Source organism: Enterococcus sp. FDAARGOS_553, from assembly GCF_003812305.1.
GTDB classification, from domain to species: Bacteria; Bacillota; Bacilli; order Lactobacillales; family Enterococcaceae; genus Enterococcus_D; species Enterococcus_D gallinarum.
The window spans coordinates 2,389,953-2,414,934 of the sequence record NZ_CP033740.1 but is presented as its reverse complement, the minus strand read 5'-3'; the positions used below and the strand labels follow the sequence as shown (position 1 = coordinate 2,414,934).

The window sequence follows — 24,982 nt, the reverse complement described above, 5'->3', positions numbered from 1 at the left end:
AGAATAAGGGTCAACAAAATAATGTACATTAACAACTAATTTTTCTTTAAACGTTCGTGTTTAACTTAAAATCATTTTTTGTTCTGCAGATTTCCGACTTGTTCACACACTATAAAGCGTTTACATTTATTTTTTTTCATGTTATATTGATTTTGTGAATATTGGTATCTCCAAGGAGGAATTGATTCATGTGGTCACTGAAAAATCAAGCGCAACGATTTATCGCTCATTTATCGGACACCGACAGAAAACAGCTACATAATGAACTACTTGCCGTTCAACAAGTGTTGACCGCAAATCAAATGACATCTTTTTATTTATTCAGTCCATTCAAAAAACATGCCCGGCCTCATTATTCCGAACATCGAAAACGGGTACTCCAATATAAAAACGGATTAAACGAAGAATTGATTATCCATCAAATCCATCAGCAGACTTTCTTTAAACACACCTATTGTTTCCGTATTTATTTCAATATGGAAGAAATGCAAACTGCCTTTTTGGATGTCTTGCTAAACTTACTCAATGAGGAAAAGACTTTCACTCCTTTAAAACCTAATTTTATAAATAGTTAAACTCACTCTTAAAAAACGCCTAAATTGCGATTTTAAGGGTGTTTTTTGGCTCTATAATTTATGGGACTGATGAATCAGAATTGATTCTTCAGCCCCATTTTTATTTTAGGTATTAAAAAACATATCGTTCTCTAGTATGATTAAATCACGACAAAATAAACAACTGAGAGGACGATATGCTATATGAATGATTCTATCAAAAAAATGCTGCGATTAATAGAGAAAGATTTGATGATTACAGAGGTCTCTTACGAGACCTTTCAGAAGAAAAAGACGTTGATCGTCGATGCTGTTTTCTCACCTGCTCCCCATACCTGTAGAAATTGTGGTTCTACTGTGGTAGATGGAAACGGGAAAGTAATTGTAGTGAAAAATGGGAAGAAGGAAACGATTGTCCGCTTTGAACAATACAATCACATGCCTTTGGTTATGCGCTTAAAAAAGCAGCGCTATACCTGTAAAAACTGTCGAACCCATTGGACGGCTCAAAGTTATTTTGTTCAACCCAGACATTCAATCGCGAATCATGTCAGATATAAAATTGCTTCTTTGCTGACTGAAAAAGTATCTTTATCTTTTATTGCGAAAAATTGTCAGGTATCTTTGACCACCGTTATTCGTACGTTGAAAGAGTTTAAAAGCTACTTACCAAAGCAATCTAAGAGGATTCTCCCCAGAGTATTGATGGTTGATGAATTTCGTTCGCACGCTTCCATAGAAGATAAAATGAGCTTTATTTGCGCAGATGGCGAAACAGGACAATTAATTGATGTCTTGCCTACGCGTAAATTGCCTCGATTAACAAGCTATTTCTTAGGCTGCACTAATCCTGAAGAAGTAAAATTTTTAGTCACAGACATGAACGCCGCCTACTTCCAGCTTACCAAACGTATTCTGCCAAATGCGAAAGTAGTGATTGATCGGTTTCATATTATCAAACACATGAATCAAGCCTTTAATGAGTTGCGTATCCGTGAAATGAATGAACTTCGTAAAGTAGGACAGAAAAGTCAGGCAGAAAAACTGAAAAAGAACTGGCGCTTTTTGCTAAAAAATCGTGCAAACATCAACCATTATGAATACAAAACATGGAAAAGTTTTCGATCACCAAAATACCCATTTCTTACGGAAGCGATGATGATTGATCGATTGCTTGGCTTTTCTACGTCCCTGAAGGAGGCGTATCCCTATTTTCATGAATTAGTTGAAGCCTTTCGAGACAAAGACCCTGACTTATTTTTCTCCTTATTGGCAGAACTTCCCGAAACGTTAGATGACGGCTTTCGGGAAAAGCTCCAAAACCTTCTGACCTATGAAGAAGGCATCACCAACGCGATGATCTATCCTTACACCAATGGAAAAATAGAAGCGAAGAATACCCATATAAAGACAATGAAACGAGTATCCTACGGATTTAAATCATTTGAGAACATGAGAATTAGAATCTTTTTGATCAATCAATTAATCAAAGTAAGATAACAAAAAATCTGAGCCAGAATGAGGTTCATTCTGACCCAGATTTGATTTTGTACAACCCATCAGTCCTTATTGACAAAGAGCCTGTTTTTTTGCTATACTATCTCTTAGAATACAAGAAAGGAATTCTACTCTATGTTATTTACTAATAAAAGCTTTCACGTCTTCCAAGCTTCGAGCTTGGAAGAACGAATGCAGGAAATTCGTAAAGAGATCCAACCGATTTTTCAGCAAATTGGTGAAAAAGTCTGCCCTTTTTTCACAGAAAAGCTAGACACTCCTTTTTATCTGCATATCGCACAGCACCGACGGCGAAGTGTCTATCCTCCAGAAGAAACTTGGGCAGCTTTTGGACCAAACAAGCGAGGTTATAAGATGGATGCCCACTTCCAGATCGGTATTACTCGTGAGTATGCTTTTGTTTGGTTAAGTGTGATTGATCAGCCGAAAAACCAACAGCAAATCGCTCGCTGCTGGTCAGAGAAACCGGCACTGTTTGAAACTCTACCTCAAGATTTTGTCCTCTCTCTGGATCATACGCAATATGGCTATCAGCCGATCCGAGAATGGCCCGCTGCTCTAGAGCGGCTGACTACTGTAAAAAAAAGCGAATTACAGATTGGCAAAGTCTATCTCAAAGATCAGATTTCTACGCTCACTATGGAGCAACTGTTAGCAGATTATCGCTTGCTGCTGCCGCTTTATCGGAATCGCGAAGAGTTACCGATACTTAACCAAGAAGGGAATTAAGAAAAATGGAACGACAAAATCGCCGCTCTCAAAATCAACCACCAAAAAAACGGAAGACTTTACTGATTGTTCTTCCTCTGCTCTTATTGCTTGTAGTAGGTGGCTTTTTCGGCTATCGCTATTATGACAAACAGCAACGACAAAATCAGGCAGAGAAAGTCGTCCACTCATTCATTGAGAACCTTTCAAAAAACAAATTCGACAAATTACCATCCTTGATTCTTTCTGATAGCGCAGAAAGAAATGGTTATACCAATGATCAAGTAGCAGAAAAATATCAAACAATTTTCAGCGGAATTGATGCTGCCAACATCAAGGGTTCCAAAATCACTTTAAGCGACGATGTCAAAAATGCAGATTATCAGTTTACGTATCAGTTATCTCTCACTACTAGCTTGGGGGAAATCAAAGATCTGAATTATTCCGGAACCATCAAATTTGAAAAAGAACAGCCAAAAATCGATTGGGCTCCAAACCTGATTTTCCCTGACATGGCTGGACAAGATAAAGTAAGTATTTCTGTTGATGAGGCTGTTCGAGGTGAAATAGTGGATCGCAACAAATCACCACTGGCTGCTAATGGCACCTTGTACCAGCTTGGGGTGATTCCCGGACAATTAGGAGATGGAGAGGACAAAGAGTCAAGAATCAAAGCGATCGCTAAGCAGTTTGACCTGACTGAGAAAGCGATCCAGCAAGCATTGGATCAATCTTGGGTGCAAGACGATTACTTTGTTCCTTTGAAAATCGTGGAACCCACAGCTGATCTCCCAACCGGTGCAAGCATTCAAGAAACCGCGGGCAGAACCTATCCATTAGGTGAAGCCGCTGCACAATTGATTGGTTATGTAGGAGACATTACGGCTGAAGATGTTGAAAAAGATGATACATTAGCCAGCAATGGAAAAATTGGCCGCTCTGGTCTCGAGGCAGCTTTTGACAAAGAACTTCGAGGAAAAAACGGTGGTAAGATAGCGATCACCGATGAAAAAGGCACAGAGCGAAAAGCATTGATCGAAACGAAAAAAACTGACGGCAAAACGATTCAACTCACGATCGATGCCAAAGCACAGAAAATCGCTTTTGATTCCCTTAAGGATCAGGCTGGTTCTACCGTGGTCACTGAACCAACCACAGGGGATCTGCTCGTTCTAGCTAGTTCTCCAAGTTTTGATCCCAATAAAATGACCAACGGAATTTCACAAGAGGACTATGATGCTTACCATAACAACAAAGATCTACCATTTATCAGCCGCTTTGCAACTGGTTATGCTCCCGGTTCAACCTTTAAAACAATCACAGCAGCCATCGGTTTAGACAATGGAACGATCAATCCAGAAACCGTCCTTTCAATCAACGGATTGAAATGGCAAAAAGATAGCTCTTGGGGAGATTACTTCGTGACTCGGGTCAGCGATGTCGCATCCGTTAACTTGCGTAACGCTCTCGTCTATTCGGATAATATCTATATGGCTCAACAAACATTGGCGATGGGTGAAGACAAATTCCGTGCTGGTTTGGAGAAATTTATTTTCGGTGAAGAATTGGACTTGCCGATTGCCATGAACCCTGCACAAATCAGCAATGACAAATCCTTCAATTCTGAGATTTTGCTGGCAGACACTGGCTATGGCCAGGGAGAATTGTTGATCAATCCAATTCAACAAGCAGCGATGTACTCTGTTTTCGCCAATCAAGGATCTCTGGTTTATCCACGATTAGTGATGGGTGCAGAAACAAAGACGAAAAAAGAGTTGATTTCACCAGAGACGATTTCACTGATCAATGAGGATTTGAAAGCTGTCGTTACCGATGAGAATGGGACAGCCCATTCCCTAGCAGCTCTCGGTTTACCTCTTGCTGCCAAAACTGGAACAGCTGAGATCAAGGAGAAACAAGATGAGAAAGGACAGGAAAATAGCTTCTTATTTGCTTTCGATGCCCAGAATCAAAAGTATTTGATGGTGTCCATGCTAGAAGATCGACAAGAAAACTCTTCTGCTACAGCATTAGCCCCAGAACTTTTGTCTTATCTTTCCGAAAACTATAACTAAATAATAAAACTACCCCAAAAGGCACGCTGCTTACTGAAGCAGCGTGCCTTTTGTTTTTTTTGGGTTTATTCCCTATTCACCTAAACCTACGCGCGCAAAAATCGTATCCACTTGCTTTAAATGATGATGATAATCAAATGCATCATCCAAGTCTTTTTCACTTAACGTAGACATAATGGTTTGGTCAGCTTCTAACAATGGTCGAAAATCCCGTTGTTCGTCCCAAGCTTGTGCCGTCTTCGGCTGAACAAGATCATATGCCTGTTCTCGAGTCATGCCATGATCGATCAATTTCAACATAACACGTTGACTATAGATCAAGCCAAAAGTCGCATTCATATTACGTTTCATATTTTCTGGGAAAACAGTCAGATTTTTGACGATCGTTCCAAAACGATTGAGCATATAATCAATCAAAATCGTTGTATCCGGGATAATAATCCGTTCTGCAGAAGAGTGAGAGATATCACGTTCATGCCAAAGAGAAACATTTTCATACGCCGTCACCATATGACCGCGGATCACTCGTGCTAATCCCGCCATATTTTCTGAACCAATAGGATTGCGTTTGTGCGGCATTGCGGAAGACCCTTTTTGCCCTTTAGCAAAAAACTCTTCAACTTCTCTTGTTTCTGATTTTTGCAATCCACGGATTTCTGTCGCAAATTTTTCAATGCTTGTTGCAATCAGTGCCATGGAAGCAAAATATTCTGCATGGAGATCTCGCGGCAACACTTGCGTAGAGATTTCTTGAGGACGAATCCCCAACTTGTTACATACATATTCTTCAACAAATGGCGGAATGTTGGCAAATGTTCCTACTGCGCCGCTGATTTTCCCAGCTTCAACTCCAGCCGCCGCTCGTTCGAAACGTTCAATATTGCGTTTCATTTCAGAATACCACAAGGCAAGCTTCAACCCAAATGTCGTCGGTTCGGCATGCACCCCATGGGTCCGTCCCATCATGACAGTATATTTGTGTTCTTTTGCTTTTTCACCAATGATAGCTGTGAATGTTTCTAGATCTTTACGGATTAAGTCATTCGCTTGCTTCATCAAGTAACCATAAGCCGTATCTACCACATCAGTAGAAGTCAGCCCATAGTGGACCCACTTACTTTCGTCACCAAGCGATTCAGAGACAGCCCGGGTGAATGCGACCACATCATGACGCGTCTGTGCTTCAATCTCTAAGATACGGTCGATATCGAAAGTTGCCTTCTCTCTAATTTTTTCCACATCTTCTTTGGGGATCTCACCAAGCTCGGCCCACGCCTCATCAGCTAAGATTTCGACTTCTAGCCATGCTTGGTATCGATTTTGATCTGTCCAAATTTTGCCCATCTCAGGTCTTGTATAACGTTCTAACATGCGTTACTCTCCTTTAATCCCAAATATTCGTTTGATAGATTTCTTCCAATGAAGCAGTAATGTCTTCGGTCAACAACGTAATGTGTCCCATTTTCCGACCGCTCTTTGCTTCTTCTTTGCCATAATAATGGAATTGCCAATCTGGCTTATGAGCAATCAGGTCATATGTTTCAATGAGTTCATCACCTAAGATGTTCACCATGACCGCATCACTCAACAGTTTAACCTCTGCAAACGGCCAACCGCAGATCCCACGTACATGGGCATCAAACTGGCTCATAGAACAAGCTTCAATCGAGTAATGACCTGAATTATGTGGGCGTGGTGCCAACTCATTCACATATAGTCCGCCGCTTTTCGTTAAGAACAGCTCGATCGCTAAAACACCGCGTAAATCAAGGGCTTGTGCAATCACACGCGCGATCCGTTCTGCTTCCTCCGCTACCTCAGCATCGATTCGAGCAGGTGCAATCGTTTGATGCAAGATATTGTTGCGGTGGATATTTTCAACCACTGGGAAAGTGGTGATTTCACGACCATTCCCTGCCACCATGATCGAGAGTTCTTTTTCGTAAGGGATCCAAGCTTCTAATTCACAAGTTCCTTCCCGCAAAAGATTCATCGAAGGCGCTAAATCAGCTGTGCTGTATAAAACATATTGCCCTTTGCCATCATAGCCTCCTCGAGTCGTTTTCAATACACAAGGATAGCCGATACTCTCGATGGCATCTTGAATATCGGTAGGACTGATGATTGTCGCATAAGGTGCAATAACAATATTATTGGCTTCTAAGAAAGATTTTTCTAACAAGCGATCTTGGGTGATTGCCAATAGATCAGTTCCCTGGGGAATATTTGCATAGGGCAAAATCGAATTCAAAGCCTCTACGCTGACATTCTCAAATTCATAAGTAATCACATCAGAACGCCGCGCCATTTCTTCCAGTGCAAAGACATCGTCATAAGCAGCAACAATATGCCAGTCAGCTACTTGTGCTGTCGGACAATTGGCTGTTGGATCCAGCACGCCGACACGGAAACCCATTTTTTTGGCACTCATTGCCATCATACGCCCCAATTGTCCGCCGCCAACGATTCCGATCGTCGCATTGGGCATCAAAGGTTTAATCAAGTTGATCACTACTTTCCACTACTTTTTCTTTCAACGTCTTTCTTCGTTGATCCAACTTTTCCGCTATTCCTAAATCATACATGGAAAGCATCTGAGCTGCAAGTAGTCCCGCGTTGATTGCACCAGCTTTTCCAATCGCTGTCGTTGCCACAGGAACGCCTCCCGGCATCTGTACGATGGAAAGTAACGAATCCAATCCATTTAATGTTCGTGATTGAACAGGTACGCCAATCACGGGTAACGTTGTTTTTGCAGCGACCATACCTGGCAGATGAGCGGCACCGCCAGCACCAGCAATGATTACTTTCAGCCCTTTTTCTCTTGCATTTTCGGCAAAGGAAAACATCAAGTCCGGTGTCCGATGAGCCGAAACAACCTTTTTGATATAGGGAATCCCAAGCTCCTCTAAAATCTCACAACTGTGTTTCATCGTCTCCCAATCTGACGTACTGCCCATAATGACTGCTACTTGTTCCATAAGACAACTCCCTTCGATTATTCACTTAAATACTAGCAAGTGACATCCATAAAGTCAAAAGAAAATCGAACTATAGAAAAAATACGAGATATATTGTTCGTCTTTTAACAAAAGATCATTTCTTCTCTCTAAAACAAAAAAAGCATCCTGTTGACCAGAATGCTTTCGTAAATCAAACTTCGTTAAATTCTCCTGATTCGACCGCTTCTTTTTTTGGTAAGCCATTGAATAAAAGATTCAAGATAATCGCAGTCATGCTGCTCATAACAATTCCGTTACCAGTAAACATTTGCAAGGTTTCAGGTAAGCGGCTAAATAAAGTTGGCATAATGTTGAAACCTAAGCCGAATCCCAGTGAAACAGCGATAATCAGCAAATTTTTGTCATTTGAATAGTCGACTTTCGACAACATTCTCATCCCTTGGACAGCCACCATGCCGAACATGACTAACATCCCGCCACCCAATACAGCTTCAGGAATGATTTGCGCCAAAGCACCAACTTTCGGAAACAAACCTAATATAATCAAAAAGACCGCAGAGAAATAAATCGGTTTACGGGTTTTGATACCAGATAACTGTACGAGCCCTACATTTTGTGAGAAGCCCGTATAAGGGAATGTGTTGAAGATTCCGCCCAGAATCACTGCTAACCCTTCAGCCCGATAACCTTTTTTCAATGATTCTGATGAAACAGGTTGTCCTGTAATATCTCCCAGTGCAAAATAGACCCCCGTAGACTCCACCATACTAACGATTGAAATAATGATCATCAATAAAATCGACCAAATATCAAAGGTTGGTAACCCAAAGTAAAACGGCTGCGGCAAATGAAAGACAGGCGCGTGAGAAATCGCGGATAAATCAACTAACCCTAAGACAGTTGCTAGCAAAGTTCCGCCGATCAAACCGATCAAAACAGCAATCGAACGAAGAAATCCTTTGGCAAAAATCTGAATACCAATAATTAATGCAATCGTGACAAAACCTAAGAGTAAATTGTCTGGTGCGCCAAAGGAAGCTGCGGCAGCATCCCCACCACCGATTTTGGTAATGGCAACGGGGATCAACGTCAAACCAATCACTGTAATGACAGTTCCCGTAACCAATGGCGGAAACAAGACTTTGATTTTTGAGAAGACACCGGAGATCAAAACAACAAAAATACCAGAAGCAATAATGGCTCCATAAATGGCACCGATCCCTGACTTAGTTCCGATCAAAATCAATGGTGAAACAGCTTGGATGGCACAGCCCAAGACAACCGGCAATCCGATCCCGAAGAAACGGGTGACGGTCAATTGCAGCAATGTTGCTACCCCGCACATAAAAATATCAATGGAAATCAAATAAGTCATTTGGGCTTCATTAAATCCTAACCCGGTTCCAATCAATAGTGGTACTGCGACAGCACCCGCATACATCGCGAGCAAGTGCTGCAACCCTAAGACAGCAGAGCGTCCATTTTGTTCGTTCATTAAGCGTCACCCTCCAAGAAAGTTGCTTTACCCTCGGATAAGGAAGCGATCCGCGCGAGAGAAACAACAGGAATCGACATTTCTTCAAGCAATGCTCGTCCAGATTGGAAGGATTTTTCAATGACGATTCCGATACCAGCAACCGTTGCACCGGCTTGCTGGCATAATTCGATCAATCCTTTTGCTGCTTGGCCATTTGCTAAAAAGTCATCGATGATCAATACATTGTCTTCCGCAGACAAAAATTTCCGAGAAATCGATACTTGACTCGTGACTTGCTTGGTAAAGGAATAAACCGAGGCTGTCAATAATTCTTCGTCCATTGTCAGACTTTTGGCTTTACGGGCAAAAATCATTGGCACACCTAATGTTTGTGCCGTAAATAAAGCTGGTGCAATCCCTGAAGCTTCGATAGTCACTACTTTAGTAATCTGCTCTGCTTGAAATCGTTTGGCAAATATCGTGCCGATTTCCTGCATTAATTCCGGATCCACTTGGTGCGTTAAAAAACTATCAACTTTCAGAACGCCATCACCTAAAACATTTCCGTCTTTTTCGATCCGTTCGATCAACTTTTTCATCCTATACCTCTTTCCTTTCCATTTAGGCCTATCAACAAAAAAACACCTTTTTTGCTAAAGCAAAAAAGGTGCATCAATGGCACTTTTTTTACTTATAGTCCGATATTTACGGTATCGGGTAGAGACTGTCGACCTTATTACGACGATATACAAGTTAAATTTTATGAATGATAGGTTCGATTATGCCGAAGATTGATTAAAAAGGCAAGTTTAGAAAACTCTTCCAAAATAAGAATGTTCTCATTTTATTTCTCAACGCTCACTAATCAGGTTTTTCCATTTCCCGATAGTGCTGCATTTTTTTGCTGAATAACTCTCCATTGGAAGGTGGTGTATAGGTGATTGCATTGGCGCCTGCTTCGATCGTTTCTAAAATACTTTCATCTGTAGGGCCTCCAGTAGCGATGATTGGCAATTCAGGATACCGCTCGCGAAAATAACGAACAGTCTCAGCGGTTTTTTTCCCAGCACTGATATTGATCACTTTGACACCTAACTTCAATTTTTCATCAATTTTGGTATATTTACTAGTTACGGTACTGATCACAGGAATATCAATGACCTTACAGACCTGCTCCACAGTTTTCAGTGGTGTCGGACCATTTAGCACCACACCAATGGAACCTTGCGCTTCTGCAAACATGCTCATATAAGAAGAACGAAATCCTTGAGTCAAACCTCCTCCGACCCCCGAAAATACGGGAATATCAGCTGCCTCGATAATCGCTTTGGTAATCGCAGGGTGCGGGGTAAAGGGATAGACGGCAATCACCGCATCTGCATTGGTATTGCGGATGATTGCAATATCTGTAGTAAAAATGATCGAGCGGATCTGTTTGCCAAAAATTTGAATCCCGCTTGCTTGTCTGATAACTTTAGGAACTTTCACGATATCTTTTCGCAGTTCCGTTGTGATCTTTGGCATGTATTTTTCTTCCATGGGCACCCACTTCTTTCCGTCTATTGGTCGTATTGATTTAAATGATAGGTTTCAATTACACGAATGATTTTCTCTGCATAATCCGGATCTGTGGCATAACCAGCTTCTTGCAATGCTTTGGCAGCTGTTTTGTAGTCTGTTGCCGACAAAACATTTACATAGAGCGCTGGATTCCAGTCTACACCATTGACAAAGAGCATCGTGTGGTCATCCATGGACTCTTCCCACGAATCATAGACTCGAAAATCGCCTTGGATCGTTACCCACTGCTCATTATAAAACTCTTGGGTATCTAATGTCACTTTTTTACTATGTCCAAATGCTTTGATTCCAAAAAGATTATTGTATTCACTAGCTAGTGTACTTTTGCCCCAATCAGACTCCAAGATGGCTTGCCCTAAAATAATGCTCGGTAAAATACCGTAACCCTTTTGCAATTCCTGTGCATGAGGTGCAATGCGATCAATAAATTCTTGCTGAGTCATTTCTTCACTATCCTCTTGTTTCGGCAAGGGATCGGCTAAACTGTTCATTGAAAAAATAAAAGCAAGCCCAATCAGGAGGATACCTAAAAAGACAAACGGCAGTCGAGTCTTCGTTGTTTTGCGTCGTTTACTCATTTTCTTCCTCCTGTTCTTTTACTTGCTCTAGAAATTCTTCCAGAGTCAGTTGATGTTTTTCAATATATGTAGCAGTTTCTACACCAACATAGCGTAAATGCCAAGGTTCATAATCGATCTGAGTAATGGCCTGCTTTCCTTCTGGGTAACGAATGATAAAGCCGTATTCCCGGGCATGCGCTTGCAGCCACTTGCCGCCATCTGTCTCACCAAATCGGTGGTCCAATACGGTTTCTGGATAAGAATCATACCATTGTCGATCAACTACGTCTACGGCTAAACCCGTATGGTGTTCACTGTAACCTGGTTCTGTCATCGTTCGTTTGGTTGTTTCGATTGCCTTCTCTTTGTTTTGTCCTTGACTCATCAGCATCGTGACATTCTGATCAAAAACAGCCTTTTGCGAGGCGATGGAGCGAAAGGCGGAGATCATCACTAAAGGATGACCAGCTTTTTCTGCGGCAGCTTTTAATTTTTCATAGTCAGAAACGATTCGTTTGTCCACGAGATAGCCATTGGTTAATTTTGCTAATCCCCCCGTATCGATTTCAGTTCCTTTATTCAGGGGGCCCACTAAAACAAGCGCCCAATCATCTAAAGATACTTTGGGAAAATCTTTACTCTTCTGAGAGACTCTTGCTTGTTCTTTTTCACTGCTAGACGCCACTGTCTGACTACTTGCGATTGTTTCGCCGCTCGCTGAATGTTCCTGCTGCAGACTAGCTACCAAACTAATTAATAGAAAGCCAGCAGCAGCTAAGATACCTAAATATTTTTTCAAAAAAACCCTACCTTTAATTATATGTCTCTTCTAAATTCTCTTTGACCCATGCCAACAACTCAATTTTCTCATTCTTGATTTGTTGTTGGACAAAAGCAGGCAGACGGAAGTTCAAAATGTCGTCATAGCCCCATTCATCATACGTAATACTGACTCTTAAATCAAGGTATTGGGTACTTTCTTCAGATTGTGTTAATAATTCCACTTTTGCCAAATCATTTGAAAGCCACGTGCGTGCAATCTGTGTCTTCATTTTCTTGAATTCAGCTACCGCACTTGTTCTCTTTTCGGGATAGATCACCGTTTGACGAACAATTTTTTGAATCAGCATCCATTCATAATCAGAGAACAGCAATTTGATTTTCTGATTTTCAGCAGGTGTCAAACTCGCTGTCCCATTTTTCCAGGCCTCCCATTGTTCTCGATCGATTCCAAGCTGCGTTTCATAGAAACGAGCTTCCGTAGAATATTGTTCAATAACTGTACTTAAAATAATTGCAATAGACACGTTATGCATCATACATCCCTCCTGTATCTATTTTACTGAAAGCTGGACATAAATGGAACTTTTAACTTTGGCTTTGCAATATTTTTAAGATTCACTAAGTTTTGTTATACTAAAAACGAAGGAGCTGATAGAAAATGAAAAAATATCGTTGGGGCATAATTGGCCTTGGAGACATCGCCACACAATTTGCCGCTGGATTTGCAAGCGATGCTAGCGAATTGTACGGTGTCTGTGCCCGCCGTTACTCAAAAGTCCAAGCATTTGCGGAACGTTTCTCGATTCCTCAGGCTTATGAATCTGCTGAAGCAATGTTGGCTGATCCATCGATCGATATCGTCTATATTGCGGTACCAAATGATATCCACCATCACTACATCATGGCAGCACTGGCAGCAGGGAAACACGTTCTTTGCGAAAAAGCGATCACTACAAGTGGCGATGAACTTGCTGAAGAACTGGCCTTAGCCAAAGAAAAAGGATTGGTTTTAGAAGAGGCGATGACCATCTACAACATGCCGCTTTATCACCGTCTAAAAGAAATCGTAGCCTCTGGCAAACTAGGAAAATTAAAAATGATTCAAGCACCTTTTGGCAGTTACAAGGATCCTGATCCTCAAAATCGTTTTTTCAATCCTGATTTAGGCGGCGGTGCACTGCTTGACATTGGTACTTATGCCGTCTCTTTTGCCCGCTTTTTCATGAGTGAGTCACCAAAGGTAGAATTCAGCAGCATGAAGCCTTTTGAAACCGGCGTTGACGAACAATCCGTGACGATTTTGCGTAACCCAGCTGATGAAATGGCCAGTGTGACCCTAACTTTCCAAGCTAAAATGCCAAAAACAGGAATCGTTGCTTTTGAAGAAGGCTATATCACAGTCGAAGAATATCCGCGGGCTGATAAAGCAACCATCCACTATCGTGATGGCTCCAATGAGTTTATTGAAACAGGCGATACGACCCAAGCACTAAATTACGAAATCGCCAATATGATTAAAACTATTGAAGGGACTTCTAAAGGATCGATCCATCTAACAAGTGACGTCATTGCCGTCTTAGACCAGATGCAACAATTTTGGAAGCAAACAAAATAAAACAATTGACTGCCCAGCGAATCAAATCGCTGGGCAGTCGTATTTTTCCTTTTCTTAATGATCCCGTTCAGCAAATTCGGCTTTGATTTCAATAAAACGTTTAAACGACTGCAAAAATTGAAACAATTGCGCGCGATTTTCAAACTCCTCGCGATTTCTAGGCAGCGGTTTTTGTCGATAATCTTGATACAACTCTTCGATCCTTAGCAAAAGGTCTTCGCCGTCGTTAGCTTCATCAAATGTTTCTGCGGTATACAGCAGCAAGGCACGAAATTTCTCTGTATAAATTTCTTCTACCCAAATGGATCGCAAGAGACCAATCATTTCTGTCAACAAACGAACTTGCGCACGCCGCATCGCAAAATACGCTTCATAGTAACTATTCTTTTGGCTCCATTGGTTTTCTTGATGAACCTGTGCTTTTTCTTGTCCTTGTCGAATCTTTGCCAATAATGATTGACATTGCCCTTGCAAGGTCAATCGAGAAGGTTGATTTAAGTGTTCAGACATATCTTTTAAAAGTCTTTTAAACGTCTTTTCTGTTTCTTGCTGCAATTCTTTCAGTTCTTTTTCTCCATCTGGCATATAAAGATTAAATACTAATGCAAAGCCAACTCCGAGAATCATGAGCAAGAATTCATTGACGATCAAGCGCCAAGCAAAGGATTCTTCCAGTAAATAGTGCGTTACTAAGACTGAATTGACCACGATGCCATCTGTCAATGAAAAACGGACAGCCATTGGGATGAACAAAAACAAAAAGAGCACAAACCCTAATGGATTATATCCGAGAAGCGAAAAACTGCAAAATGCCAGAATTGTCGCCAGTGCCAGTGAGATCAAGCGTCCAATGCCCGTATAAAGCGATGTTTTCTTTGTGTTGCCTACGCTCAAAATCGCAATGATCCCTGCGGCTGGCGCATATAATAACCCAATCGCTTGAGCCACTGCCATCGATAAACCCGAAGCAATCGCTGTCTTGACTGTTCTCATTCCAATTTTCATTCTGCACCTCCTTTCAAAGTATACTAAACAAAAAAGGATTTCACTAGAATTTATCGGTTATTTTGGTTATGATTAAAGAAAAGGAGGAAATCGATCATGCAATTTGGCCGCTTTCGTCTAGGGATGCGAACGATAAAAACCGCAATTGCTGTCATGTTGTGTATCTTGCTGTTTCGATTTTTGAATCGCGGACAGCCTTTGATCGCTGCCCTTTCCGCTGTCTTCTCACTACGTCAAGATTTAACAACGACCCTTTCTTTTGGGAAATCACGAGTTTTAGGAAATTCGATTGGTGGGGCTACTGCCATCATCTACTTCTTCATGAAACAATATTTCCACAATGATTTTTTGATCGAGTTATTGGTGCTCCCTGCTTTAGTGGCCTTCATTATCGTTCTTTCGGATGGGATCAATAATAATTCCGGTATTATTTCTGGGATTGCTACGATGTTATTGATCACTCTTAGTGTTCCACAAGGAGAGTCTTTTATTTTTGCATTAGATCGCGTGTTAGACACTTTTATTGGTACGCTGATTGCGATCTTCATCAATTTTGTCTTGAGGCCTCCCGAAAAAGAAAAACAAGCAGAAATCAAAGAAGACTTGGTTGTATTGAAGGAAAGAGAAACGGAATTGAAAACTATGCTGGAAGATGTTCAAGAAGAAATCTCCAAGCAGCAAGAACAAAAATAAACGCCCTCTCACTACTTAGCTTTTTACGTATCAAGACAGCTTGTGAGGAAGGCGTTTTTGCTGTTTTCTTTTGTTGGGCAAGAAAAATTTGATCTACCTTCCAGCTATTGATGAAAATCGATAAAACAATTAAACGTTTTTACAAAAAAAGCACAGATCACCAATTGGCGATCTGTGTCTTTTTTCTGCTTAAGCTTCGTACCGGCAAACACCATCTAAAAATGTCGCTTGCAGATTCATTTGAGGGTCCAACACGATAAAGTCAGCTGCTCGACCTTTCTTGATCATGCCGCATTTGTCATCGATTTTACAACTGATTGCTGGCACTAGACTTGCCATCATGATTGCTTCTTGCGGGGTAGCAATCTCCCACTCAACAACATTTTTGATGGCTTCTTTTAATTTCAAAATACTTCCGGCCAAATTTCCTTCTTTTAGACGAGCTGTTCCATCTTTTACGACAACAGGGAATTCTCCAAGAATATAATCTCCATCCGGCATACCTCCTGCCATCATACAGTCGGTGATCAAAGCAACATGGTCATGCCCGGCTTTTTCCATCAAGATCTCAGCTGCTTGCGGATGAACATGATGTCCATCACAGATCAATTCAGAGAATACTTCTTTTAATGATAGCAATGCTCCTACCATCCCTGGTTCTCGGTGATTTAGTCCTCTCATTCCGTTATAGGCATGAACAAAAACACTGGCTCCTGCTTCAACAGCAGCTTCAGCTTCCTGTAAAGTCCCATTACTATGACCTAAGGCAACCACAACACCTTCTTCTGTCACTTGAGACACAAAATCGGTAACGCCTTTACGTTCAGGAGCTAAGGCAATTTTTTTGATAATCCCACCAGAAGCTTCCTGCCATTCGTGGAATGTATCGATGTCTGGATCACCAAAATAGATTGGATTTTGAGCGCCTTTGTGTTCTTCAGTAAAGAAAGGTCCTTCAAAATAAATCCCTTGGATTTTCGCACCGGTAACAGAATCTTTCACTTGTCCGATAGTTTCTGCTACATCTCTTAGACGTTCTTTGCTGGAAGTCAATGTCGTCGGCAAGAAAGAAGTTACACCACAAGACAATAAGCCTTCTGACATAGCTTTGATCCCTTCTGCATCGTTGTCCATGACATCGTGGTTCATGAACCCATGGATATGGGTATCTACGAGTCCTGGAGCTATCCATTGCCCAGAATAATCAGTTACTTCCGCATCTTCCGGTACTTCATTGACGATATCGCCAAATTTGCCGTCAATGATCTCCAGATAACCTGCCCCATGAACAGCTGACTTCAAAAAGAATTTGTCCGCATAAATATATGTTTTCATCTTGATCGCTCCTTATTTCTTTTCTTCCTTAAAATTACTCTTATTTGAGTAAGAAGTCAAGAAAGGTCTACACCATTTCTCGATGAATTTCGAATATCGACGACCGCTTGATAAAGAGCAAAACTTTCATCGGCTGCTTGCTGATTGTCAAGAGCGACAAAGACATGGCCTTTCAGTTCAAATAATTCTTCTAAAAAATAGAAACTGTTCTTTTCTCTGGCAAGATCGATACCTTCTTCTAGAATTTGTAAAGCAGTGGTGAATTCTTCTTGTTTCGCTAAAAAAACTGCATAGTTGTAGAATACTTTGGTCAAGGTTGTGGTCATCCGTTCTGCCGGCAGCACTTGCACCCCATGGTAACTTTTTTCTAGATGAAAACGTGCTTCTTCTAATTGCTGCATATCATTATACACTCGCCCCATACAACTTAAGAGTCGAATCTCCATCACAGAGATATTGATTTTATCTTGCTGATAAGAGTAGGATAAGCCTTTTTTAAGGCTTTCAATCGCTGCTTCATAATCTTGGAACAAGAAATATTCGCAACTCCCTAAAAAGTAATAGTACATTTGCATGTCTGCGTCCAAATATAGATAGTCCATGATCGTTTTATCCTGCAGTTTGGTCAATAACTCTTGGTACTCTTTATGAACAAAATGGCTTTCCATTTGAGCGAACACTTGATTCGTTCGATTGATCTCTTCAGCATGGAGCATCATTACTTGATCTAAGGTAACGCCTAATCGTTGACAGATTTGATGCATGACCAATACATTCGGTAATTCTTCATTATTTTCGATCCGGCTCAAAACACTTTGTGAACAGATATCTTCTGCCAACATCTTTTGTGTCATCTTGCGCTTTTTGCGGAACGTGCGAATGATTTGGCCAAAGGATTCTTGTGAATTTGCCATGACTCTCCTCCAACTTTTTCAACATTAAAAAAATGCGAATTCGCATTTTTAATTTTCTTCATTTTAGCACATAATAGCAAAAAGGAAAGCAATTCCAACAATATCTTGGTATTTTTTAACAATTTAAAACGAGGTGTTTCTATGACGATTAACAGCACCATTACCTTCACTTGGGAAGGCAAGGTCTATGCAGGAAAAGTCGAAAGAGAATATGAAAATTCGGTTCTTGTCCAAGTGACAGACCCTAGCGAAGAAATGCTGGAAAAATTCAATGATCGAATGATCATCAGTAAAAAAAAATGTCAGCAGACTGCTGACTAAGCATATGCAATAAGCGCTATGATTTTAAGATATTCGATCAATCAAAAAAACGAGCAGTTGGATCTGGTCCGATGCCTTGCTACAAGGTACAGGATAAGGAGCCAACTGTTCGTTTTTTTTACTATTGTTCATTCCTACTATTGCTTACTTATTTTTGCTGATAAGTGGCTAAAAACTCCCGCATCTTTTCGGTCGTTGCTTTCAAATCATCCATATTCGGTAAATAAACGATTCGGAAATGATCTGGTTCTTGCCAATTAAATCCGCCCCCGTGCACTAATAGCACATGGTGCTCATGCAGAAAATCCAACACAAACTGTTCATCATTCTTAATATTGAAGCGTTTGACATCGATCTTAGGGAAAATATAAAATGCCGCTTTAGGTTTAACAGCTGATAAACCAGGAATGTCATTCAATGCTTGATAAATATACTCTCTTTGCTCATAGATCCTTCCTCCTGGAAGCAGCAGTTCATCCGAACTTTGATAGCCACCTAACGCCGTCTGAATGATCTGCTGAGAAAGAACATTTGAACAAAGCCTCATAGAGGAAAGCATATTCAAGCCCTCAATATAATCTTTAACGTTTCTCTTATCCCCGCTAAGGACCATCCAGCCAACCCGGAATCCGGCTACACGATGTGATTTAGACAATCCACCAAGAGTCACAACAAAGCGATCCGGAGCTAATGTAGCGATTGGGACGTGAACATAATCATCCATCACTAACCGATCATAAATTTCGTCAGAAAAAATAATCAAGTCATGGTCGCGAGCCACATCAACAATTTGCTGCAATACTTCTTTTGGATAGACAGCACCTGTAGGATTATTAGGGTTGATGATCACGATGGCTTTCGTTTTACTTGTGATTTTTGAACGAATATCTTCAATATCTGGGTTCCAGTCAGATTGTTCATCGCAAATGTAGTGTACAGGTTTTCCACCAGCTAAAGAGATCGATGCCGTCCATAAAGGATAATCAGGCATCGGCACCAACACTTCATCGCCATTATTACATAGCCCTTGCATACACATGGTGATCAGTTCTGATACACCATTTCCGGTATAAATATCATTGATCGTCACATTTGGAAACTTTTGTAATTGATAATATTGCTCGATGGCTTTGCGGGCTGAAAAAATTCCTTTAGAATCAGAGTAGCCTTCAGACTCCCGCACATTCATAATCAAGTCACGGACGATCTCATTTGGCGCTTCAAAACCAAATGGTGCCGGATTACCTGTATTCAATTTCAAGATGCTGATGCCTTCTTCTTGCATCCGTTCTGCTTCTTCTAGGACTGGTCCCCGGACATCATAACTTACGCCTTCTAGTTTTGATGACTTTTCAAATTTTCTCATTCGAATTCTCCTTTGACAGTAGAATCAATGCAAATTACCTTGGTTCTAGTGATATTCTTTTTTAAAAGATTGCATTTATTATAGCAAAAAGTTTAGAAAAAAAACGGTCAAATTGACAGAACTTTACGACTTTTAAATAAATTTTTTTCTAAAAGAAACGAATGAACGCTCTTTTATTGCCTAGGCGTTCATTCGTTTTTGTTCAGTCATTCTCTGGAAAGAATTTTAAATAGCGTTCAGCTAATGCGAGATGGCCAATTGAAAATTCTGTAAAACCAGCTTCAATAAAGCGTTGCGGCAGCTGAGGATCACTGATTTCGATTAAATAGACCTGTTCTTGAAGATCGATTGTCAATGTTGTTAATTCGGGAAATGAAACCAAAAACTCTGGATCTTTTGCTTTTAAATAAATTGGTTCATCTACTAAAGAATTCTTTCCCAGGTATTCATGGATAATCTTGCCATCTTTCAAAAACAAAACGCGATCTGCATAACTATCCAAATTGGTCAAAATATGGGAAGCAATCAGGATCGATTTCTTTTTCTCCCGCAACCCTTTTAAAACGTTAGAAATCAATTCCACATTGGTCGGATCCAACCCATTCATGACTTCGTCCATCAACATATAGGGCGTGTCTGTCACGATCTGCATCGCAAAACACAGTCTTTGACGCATCCCCAACGAATAGGTTCCAACCGGCCGCTTGATATAGTCAGTCATTCTTAATTGATTCACGGTTTGATCAATCAGCGCTTCCTCTGATCGCCACATTCGTTGATAAAGTTTTAGATGTTCTAATCCGCTGAGATCATTATATAGATCGTTCTGATCAGGGAAAAAAGAGATTTTCTGGTGAGCTGCCATTTCTGACTTCTTGGACGTGTAAAGCTGTGTTTGATCGAGAAAGATCTCCCCACTAGTCGGCTGAACAAAATTCATCAATACATTGAGTAGTGTTGATTTTCCAGTACCGTTCGGCGCCACTAAGCCGACGATTTCTCCAGGATGAAAGGCCAACGTTAAATCATCCAAAACATTTCGTTTAAATGTCACAGTTACGTTTTTCATTGCTAACATTTCCAAACCTCCTAAACAAGATTAAATTGCTTCTGCTGTACACGAACAAAAAGACCGATCTCGATCAGCAGCCACACTACACCAAAAAGCAGCAGTCCTTTCGCAAGGACAAACTCAGAGGACCCAAAATAAAAACGGCTGAATCCTGAAAGGATCTGACCATAATTTTGATACAAATAGGCATCATTTGATTTATCCAAGAATGCACTAAACCAGCGTCTCTGAAAAATAAGTGGACTAATCAAGCCAAAACCAGCAAGAAAGAGATTGGCTAATTCTGAACGCCAAAGTGTGCTCAGCAAAAGAATGCCTCGGATATAGATCAATTGCAGCACGATTCCTACCCCTATACACTGAAGTAAGAAAACTCCAACAGGGCGTGTATAAAAAACATCGGCAGAAGAAATAGGATAACGGGCATCAAAGGATGAAGACAAGATACTGACGGGTAGGTCCAATGAGCCAAAGCCGAATTGGCAGCCGACACCGATCCAAATCAAAACGAGTGTACTGATCATCATCAGTGTTGACACAATAAACAGTGCCGCTGTCTTCGCCCAAAGAATCTCATCTACCGTCACCGGCAAAGATAAGAATAAGCTTTTGTGTCGACGATCTTTGGTCAGACTATCGATTGCCAAAAAGATCGTCACGCCAAGAAAGAGAAACGGCAAGTAATTCGTAAATGCCCGCTGAACAGATTGGATACCCGTTTTTTGTTCCAACACATACTTGGAAAGCTTTTTGTTTGGTAATTGGCTGGCACTTTCCATCCATTTTGCAGTGGAGGCATAGCCGTATTTCCCATCATAAGCCGCATAATAGTTCTGATAAGTATAATAGTCAGGCGTGAAGAAAATTGTTTCATCATCGGTATATTGGAGACTCAGCTGATACCATTGGCTCGTTGCTTTGGCATACTTTTGCCAATCATTGGCAGCTAGGGAAGTTAATCGTAAGCTATCTGCTTGATTCCATGGCTCGAACATCGCTACTGCCATGGCGGCGGACCAATGATCTGAGGGATTTTCTGCTTGTTCATCCAAAAAGGATTGTCTAGTCAAATACCGCTGTTCAATTTCATTTTTGTCTATTCGCTCAATTGGCCGATAGGTGCGATCACGAAAACTGTATACGCCAGCAACGATTACTAACAAGCACCATAGCCCGATCGTTTTTTTACTTTTGATTAATTGCTGTAGTTCAAAGAGAAAATAATTTTTCATTATATGACTCCTTTCGCTAGCCAGTTTTTCTTATCTGCGATCAGCAAGAAGGTGACCGCTCCCACCCCCCATAAGAAAAGAAGGATGAAAGCTGTCCCTAACCCGACTGTCGATTGCGATCTGACTGCAAACTCACCTGTGAGGATCTTTTGCAAATCAAAAACAGCAAAAGGGGAATATTTACTGAATGGTGTACTAGCTATTGTACCGAGACCATAGCAAAGACAAAGGAGAAAAAAAGAAACATAGCGATTTGGAATCAAAACATTGGCCACAAAGCCCAGTAATTCTGTCACAATAATCAAAGTTGTCAAAAGCACGAGTACCAATAGAAAGTATTGCCAGAAAGGTACGGCATGCCAAGTATGATGATAATAGATAGCCGTTGGATAGTGCCAATCCCCCCATCGTCCGATCACCGACATGGCCGCAGCGATTCCTAGAAGCAACAGGCTGATCGTTGCCAGATGACCAATCATCTTTACCCCGACTTTACTGATCATCCTTATAGGGAAGACTTGTGGATAGGAATGGATCAGAGAAAAATGGCGCTTTTCTTCCAGCAAATTATCGCTAGCAAAAAATGCCAGGAATAAAAAGCCAAATCCCAATAACACTTGAATAGTCAACGCAACAGCAGTCTGCGCATTGTCAACAGTAAGAAAAGGAGCTTTTTCCTGTTCTTCTAATTGCGCTGCTACCACTTTATTTTGCTGCAATTGCCAGATAGATGGTAAAAAGGCTTTATCTGGTAAAGCGGTTTCCCATAATTGCAGCTGAATTTTTGCAATCTCTTCACTGGTCCGATTGAAACGAGGAAATTCTTCCATGATTAGATTCGAGGCTTGCCGATTAGATAATGTGTTGTTTGCCAGCAGCAGTTGATAGGTTTCTTGCTTGTCCTGAGATTCATTTGGATAATTCTGATAATTGTCTACAAGCCGTAATGCTTGCGCTTTTTGCATAGTGATTTCTGCCTGTACATTCACTGGTTCCATGAATGTAAGATAAAAAGCGAGCCCCACACCAATCAAGAACGCTGCTATCATCGTAAACAAAAAACGGCGCTGCCGAATCGATTTAGCCAGCAGATTTTTAAAGTAGTTCATTTATCAATCTCCTTAAAGCTCCAAAGTTATTTTCTCATTATACCAGATTCTGCCACTTAAATATTTTTTTTCAATAAAAAGCAAGAAAAATGTCCTTTTATAAATCCCTAAAATAGCATTGACAAACGTGAAGATAATCGGTAACATGTTTTTTAGACGTGATGGCTGCAATCAGCTGTCAGTATACAAAAACAATAAGCAGACGTGGTGGAACGGCAGACACGCACGCTTGAGGGGCGTGTGAGCTTAGCTCGTGTGGGTTCAAATCCCATCGTCTGCATCGTACCGGCAAATTACTTCGGTAATTTGCTTTTTTTGTATTTCCAGTTCAATTAGTTTTATGCAATTGTTATTTATAAATCTATGACAAAGACACAACTAGGACGAAATTGCCGTCCTAGTTATGTGGTTTTGTCATTTTCGGTTATACTGTTTCTAAGTATTTCTTCTATTTGTCTATACGTTGAGTCAAACACATAGAGGATTGCATGGAAATTCTATCTTGATCAAAGGAGCGAGAACATGTCTGATGAACGATGGCTGCAATTGAGGAGACGCCGAAAAATCGAATTGTATCTTTGCTTGATCGTGGTTATGCCGATGGTCTACGGATTATGGTTCAATCTAATTTTTCTTATCAGATATACGACTTTACTTTTTTGCATTGCAGTACTCACGGCTCTCTATGAGTTGCTCAAACTTCTCTATGATAAAAGAAACCAAAAAAAAGAAACTAGAGTCAGCAAATAATTGCTTTTCATTTAGACCGTCGTTAGTCAGGTCTCACTAATTAACAGCACTCGATTGACCAGTAAAAAAGAATGAACTTGTCTATAAAAAGACACAGACAACCGAGCTGTTTTGGTTTAAACATTGTTTGGTAAATACGTGCAGGACACTTTCTTGATCCTTTAGTATTTTTACACCATTCTCATCGATCACCCCCTTAACATATACGTACGAATAAAATCATAAAAAAGGAGAAATAAGATGAAAAAAATCTGTTTCGTTTTGACTGCAAGTAATGGGCTCAGTTATACCACATTGTCACCAGCGTTCTTTTTTGCAGATTATTCTGAGCTTAAGAATTATTTCGCCAATGATTATGATGTCTCAATCAATTATTTCCGCGATAAAGACCAAGTGGATTATTTGGTTGTACCTGATCCATTTGTCCCGTTTGACAACGAAAATGATCTGCCGATCATCAATGTCCCAGCCAACTATTTTGTTACAAAAGACTATAAACAAATAAAAAACACACTAGCTGCGTTTTTTATTAACAATCCCTAACTATCCCAGTACAATAGCTACGGCTTTGAGCCAATCAATCGATTACAGGAGTTCATATTGAAAAATCAAATAAAGCTACATTATTACCCAAAAGTTTGGGCATCTTTACTCTATTTACTACTGATTTTTTTGGCACTATTTGCCTATTTATCAAAATATCTAGATATAACCTTTTTTACAGCGATTTTCCCCGACTTTTATTTACACATTTCCAATTTCTCTATTAGCTTGATCATTGGTCTGCTAGGGTATTTTTGGTTATTGATGGGCGTCAAATTCACCTATACTCTCGGATTGACTATTTTCTTGCTGATTGCCAATTTATTAAGCGAAACGGTATTAGGCGTTATGAATACCCCCGATCCCCTAGACATGTTTTTTGGATTTGTTGGTACCCTGATTGCTGCTGTTCTACTGTGGGTGATCTCTAAATTTAGTCTCAAACTTGCAGCCGAAGAATCTCAGTAACTTTCTGCTTATGAATCTTTGGAAAAATAATTTGGTAACGAGACGCTTACTTGCTCTTTATCAAGCAAATGGGTTTATTTTGACAACTAATGGCAGAATCAGCCTGTAAAAAGCAGCTTCTGCTCACTGACAGACGCTCGATCCATGCGCATGACGAAATCTCTTTGCTCCTCAATTCTTTATGAGAAAGTTTTTCAGATCTGTTTTCAGATTTCGATCACTAAAGTTAACGACCTACACTAGCAGCTAAGCTGCTTTTTTGTTACTCTCTCTATCTTTCATGCGATTGAATAGGCATTTTAAAACTTATACCTATGATATAGTAATAAAAAAGAGACTA

25 protein-coding genes, 1 tRNA gene and 1 riboswitch are annotated in these 24,982 nt (G+C 40.5%); of the genes, 10 read left to right on the top strand and 16 right to left on the bottom strand.

All coding sequences use genetic code 11. The features are described from left to right. The first annotated feature begins 188 nt into the window (after positions 1-188). The 4 genes from EGX73_RS12055 (at position 189) to EGX73_RS12040 (ending at position 4,855) form a co-directional block, all read left to right on the top strand. On the top strand, positions 189-575 hold the full coding sequence (locus EGX73_RS12055) for a hypothetical protein (RefSeq protein ID WP_003127198.1): 387 nt from the start codon (positions 189-191) through the stop codon (positions 573-575). A 183-nt stretch (positions 576-758) separates the two neighbouring features. Beyond that, positions 759-2,054 carry an ISL3-like element ISEfa5 family transposase gene (locus EGX73_RS12050; protein ID WP_123866709.1) on the top strand — a complete coding sequence of 432 codons (1,296 nt, stop codon included), beginning with the start codon at positions 759-761 and terminating at the stop codon, positions 2,052-2,054. Positions 2,055-2,243: 189 nt separating this feature from the next. Continuing rightward, entirely contained in the window at positions 2,244-2,801 is a 558-nt protein-coding gene (locus EGX73_RS12045; RefSeq protein ID WP_229073611.1) for a DUF1054 family protein, read from the top strand. Between the two features lie 5 nt (positions 2,802-2,806). Further along, entirely contained in the window at positions 2,807-4,855 is a 2,049-nt protein-coding gene (locus tag EGX73_RS12040) for a penicillin-binding transpeptidase domain-containing protein (protein WP_123866967.1), read from the top strand. A gap of 72 nt (positions 4,856-4,927) precedes the next feature. Here the strand turns inward: EGX73_RS12040 and purB are convergent, their stop codons facing one another. The 9 genes from purB to EGX73_RS11995 all read right to left on the bottom strand — a co-directional run bounded on the left by purB (position 4,928) and on the right by EGX73_RS11995 (position 12,752). After that, entirely contained in the window at positions 4,928-6,226 is a 1,299-nt protein-coding gene (gene purB, locus EGX73_RS12035) for an adenylosuccinate lyase (protein WP_041119285.1), read from the bottom strand. A gap of 13 nt (positions 6,227-6,239) precedes the next feature. Further along, positions 6,240-7,358, bottom strand: a complete 1,119-nt coding sequence (gene purK / locus EGX73_RS12030) for a 5-(carboxyamino)imidazole ribonucleotide synthase (protein ID WP_172956425.1) — start codon at positions 7,356-7,358, stop codon at positions 6,240-6,242. Beyond that, positions 7,351-7,836, bottom strand: coding sequence for a 5-(carboxyamino)imidazole ribonucleotide mutase (gene purE, locus EGX73_RS12025; protein ID WP_003127192.1), 486 nt, complete (start codon positions 7,834-7,836; stop codon positions 7,351-7,353). The genes purK and purE overlap by 8 nt, the downstream gene beginning before the upstream one ends. 172 nt (positions 7,837-8,008) lie before the next feature. After that, positions 8,009-9,313: a nucleobase:cation symporter-2 family protein gene (locus EGX73_RS12020; RefSeq protein ID WP_003127191.1), complete on the bottom strand. Its 1,305-nt coding sequence runs from the start codon at positions 9,311-9,313 to the stop codon at positions 8,009-8,011. Then, the gene (locus EGX73_RS12015) at positions 9,313-9,894 is read right to left on the bottom strand and encodes a xanthine phosphoribosyltransferase (RefSeq protein WP_005472492.1); all 582 of its coding nucleotides are present in this window, start codon (positions 9,892-9,894) and stop codon (positions 9,313-9,315) included. Before EGX73_RS12015 ends, EGX73_RS12020 begins: the two co-directional genes overlap by 1 nt. Before the next feature lie 75 nt (positions 9,895-9,969). Continuing rightward, positions 9,970-10,067, bottom strand: a riboswitch (purine riboswitch). A gap of 89 nt (positions 10,068-10,156) precedes the next feature. After that, positions 10,157-10,834, bottom strand: a complete 678-nt coding sequence (locus tag EGX73_RS12010) for a hydrolase (RefSeq protein ID WP_029486902.1) — start codon at positions 10,832-10,834, stop codon at positions 10,157-10,159. Between the two features lie 20 nt (positions 10,835-10,854). After that, positions 10,855-11,454, bottom strand: a complete 600-nt coding sequence (locus tag EGX73_RS12005; protein WP_003127188.1) for a glycoside hydrolase family 73 protein — start codon at positions 11,452-11,454, stop codon at positions 10,855-10,857. Then, a complete protein-coding gene (locus EGX73_RS12000; RefSeq protein WP_081131359.1) occupies positions 11,447-12,235 on the bottom strand; it encodes a D-alanyl-D-alanine carboxypeptidase family protein in 789 nt (262 codons plus the stop codon). The genes EGX73_RS12005 and EGX73_RS12000 overlap by 8 nt, the downstream gene beginning before the upstream one ends. Before the next feature lie 13 nt (positions 12,236-12,248). Next, positions 12,249-12,752 carry a hypothetical protein gene (locus EGX73_RS11995; protein WP_034704725.1) on the bottom strand — a complete coding sequence of 168 codons (504 nt, stop codon included), beginning with the start codon at positions 12,750-12,752 and terminating at the stop codon, positions 12,249-12,251. Positions 12,753-12,877: 125 nt separating this feature from the next. Between EGX73_RS11995 and EGX73_RS11990 the strand changes: the two genes are divergently transcribed. Next, entirely contained in the window at positions 12,878-13,834 is a 957-nt protein-coding gene (locus tag EGX73_RS11990; RefSeq protein WP_081131358.1) for a Gfo/Idh/MocA family protein, read from the top strand. Positions 13,835-13,888: 54 nt separating this feature from the next. On the opposite strand, the gene EGX73_RS11985 is transcribed toward EGX73_RS11990, so the two are convergent. Further along, the gene (locus EGX73_RS11985) at positions 13,889-14,839 is read right to left on the bottom strand and encodes an aromatic acid exporter family protein (RefSeq protein WP_003127184.1); all 951 of its coding nucleotides are present in this window, start codon (positions 14,837-14,839) and stop codon (positions 13,889-13,891) included. 96 nt (positions 14,840-14,935) lie between these two features. Here EGX73_RS11985 and EGX73_RS11980 point away from each other — a divergent pair, with 96 nt between their 5' ends. After that, positions 14,936-15,532, top strand: a complete 597-nt coding sequence (locus EGX73_RS11980; RefSeq protein WP_003127183.1) for an aromatic acid exporter family protein — start codon at positions 14,936-14,938, stop codon at positions 15,530-15,532. Between the two features lie 189 nt (positions 15,533-15,721). Here the strand turns inward: EGX73_RS11980 and nagA are convergent, their stop codons facing one another. Beyond that, positions 15,722-16,867, bottom strand: coding sequence for an N-acetylglucosamine-6-phosphate deacetylase (nagA, locus tag EGX73_RS11975; protein ID WP_005472479.1), 1,146 nt, complete (start codon positions 16,865-16,867; stop codon positions 15,722-15,724). A 56-nt stretch (positions 16,868-16,923) separates the two neighbouring features. After that, positions 16,924-17,781: a helix-turn-helix transcriptional regulator gene (locus EGX73_RS11970; protein WP_003127180.1), complete on the bottom strand. Its 858-nt coding sequence runs from the start codon at positions 17,779-17,781 to the stop codon at positions 16,924-16,926. Positions 17,782-17,922: 141 nt separating this feature from the next. Between EGX73_RS11970 and EGX73_RS11965 the strand changes: the two genes are divergently transcribed. Then, entirely contained in the window at positions 17,923-18,102 is a 180-nt protein-coding gene (locus EGX73_RS11965) for a DUF2187 domain-containing protein (protein ID WP_003127178.1), read from the top strand. A gap of 148 nt (positions 18,103-18,250) precedes the next feature. Here EGX73_RS11965 and EGX73_RS11960 read toward each other — a convergent pair whose 3' ends face one another. From EGX73_RS11960 to EGX73_RS11945, 4 genes are all read right to left on the bottom strand, one after another. Next, positions 18,251-19,468, bottom strand: coding sequence for a pyridoxal phosphate-dependent aminotransferase (locus EGX73_RS11960; RefSeq protein ID WP_003127177.1), 1,218 nt, complete (start codon positions 19,466-19,468; stop codon positions 18,251-18,253). Positions 19,469-19,670: 202 nt separating this feature from the next. Beyond that, the gene (locus tag EGX73_RS11955; protein WP_005472477.1) at positions 19,671-20,546 is read right to left on the bottom strand and encodes an ABC transporter ATP-binding protein; all 876 of its coding nucleotides are present in this window, start codon (positions 20,544-20,546) and stop codon (positions 19,671-19,673) included. 11 nt (positions 20,547-20,557) lie between these two features. Further along, positions 20,558-21,772, bottom strand: a complete 1,215-nt coding sequence (locus EGX73_RS11950; protein ID WP_123866965.1) for an ABC transporter permease — start codon at positions 21,770-21,772, stop codon at positions 20,558-20,560. Continuing rightward, positions 21,772-22,881, bottom strand: coding sequence for a hypothetical protein (locus tag EGX73_RS11945; RefSeq protein ID WP_123866964.1), 1,110 nt, complete (start codon positions 22,879-22,881; stop codon positions 21,772-21,774). Before EGX73_RS11945 ends, EGX73_RS11950 begins: the two co-directional genes overlap by 1 nt. 198 nt (positions 22,882-23,079) lie before the next feature. On the opposite strand from EGX73_RS11945, the gene EGX73_RS11940 reads away from it, so the two are divergent. From EGX73_RS11940 to EGX73_RS11925, 3 genes are all read left to right on the top strand, one after another. After that, positions 23,080-23,161, top strand: a tRNA-Leu gene (locus tag EGX73_RS11940). Positions 23,162-23,871: 710 nt separating this feature from the next. Next, positions 23,872-24,174 (top strand): hypothetical protein, encoded by a 303-nt coding sequence (locus tag EGX73_RS11930; protein WP_003127173.1) that lies wholly within the window; start codon positions 23,872-23,874, stop codon positions 24,172-24,174. A gap of 57 nt (positions 24,175-24,231) precedes the next feature. Continuing rightward, on the top strand, positions 24,232-24,642 hold the full coding sequence (locus EGX73_RS11925) for a hypothetical protein (protein ID WP_123866963.1): 411 nt from the start codon (positions 24,232-24,234) through the stop codon (positions 24,640-24,642). Positions 24,643-24,982: the final 340 nt, after the last annotated feature.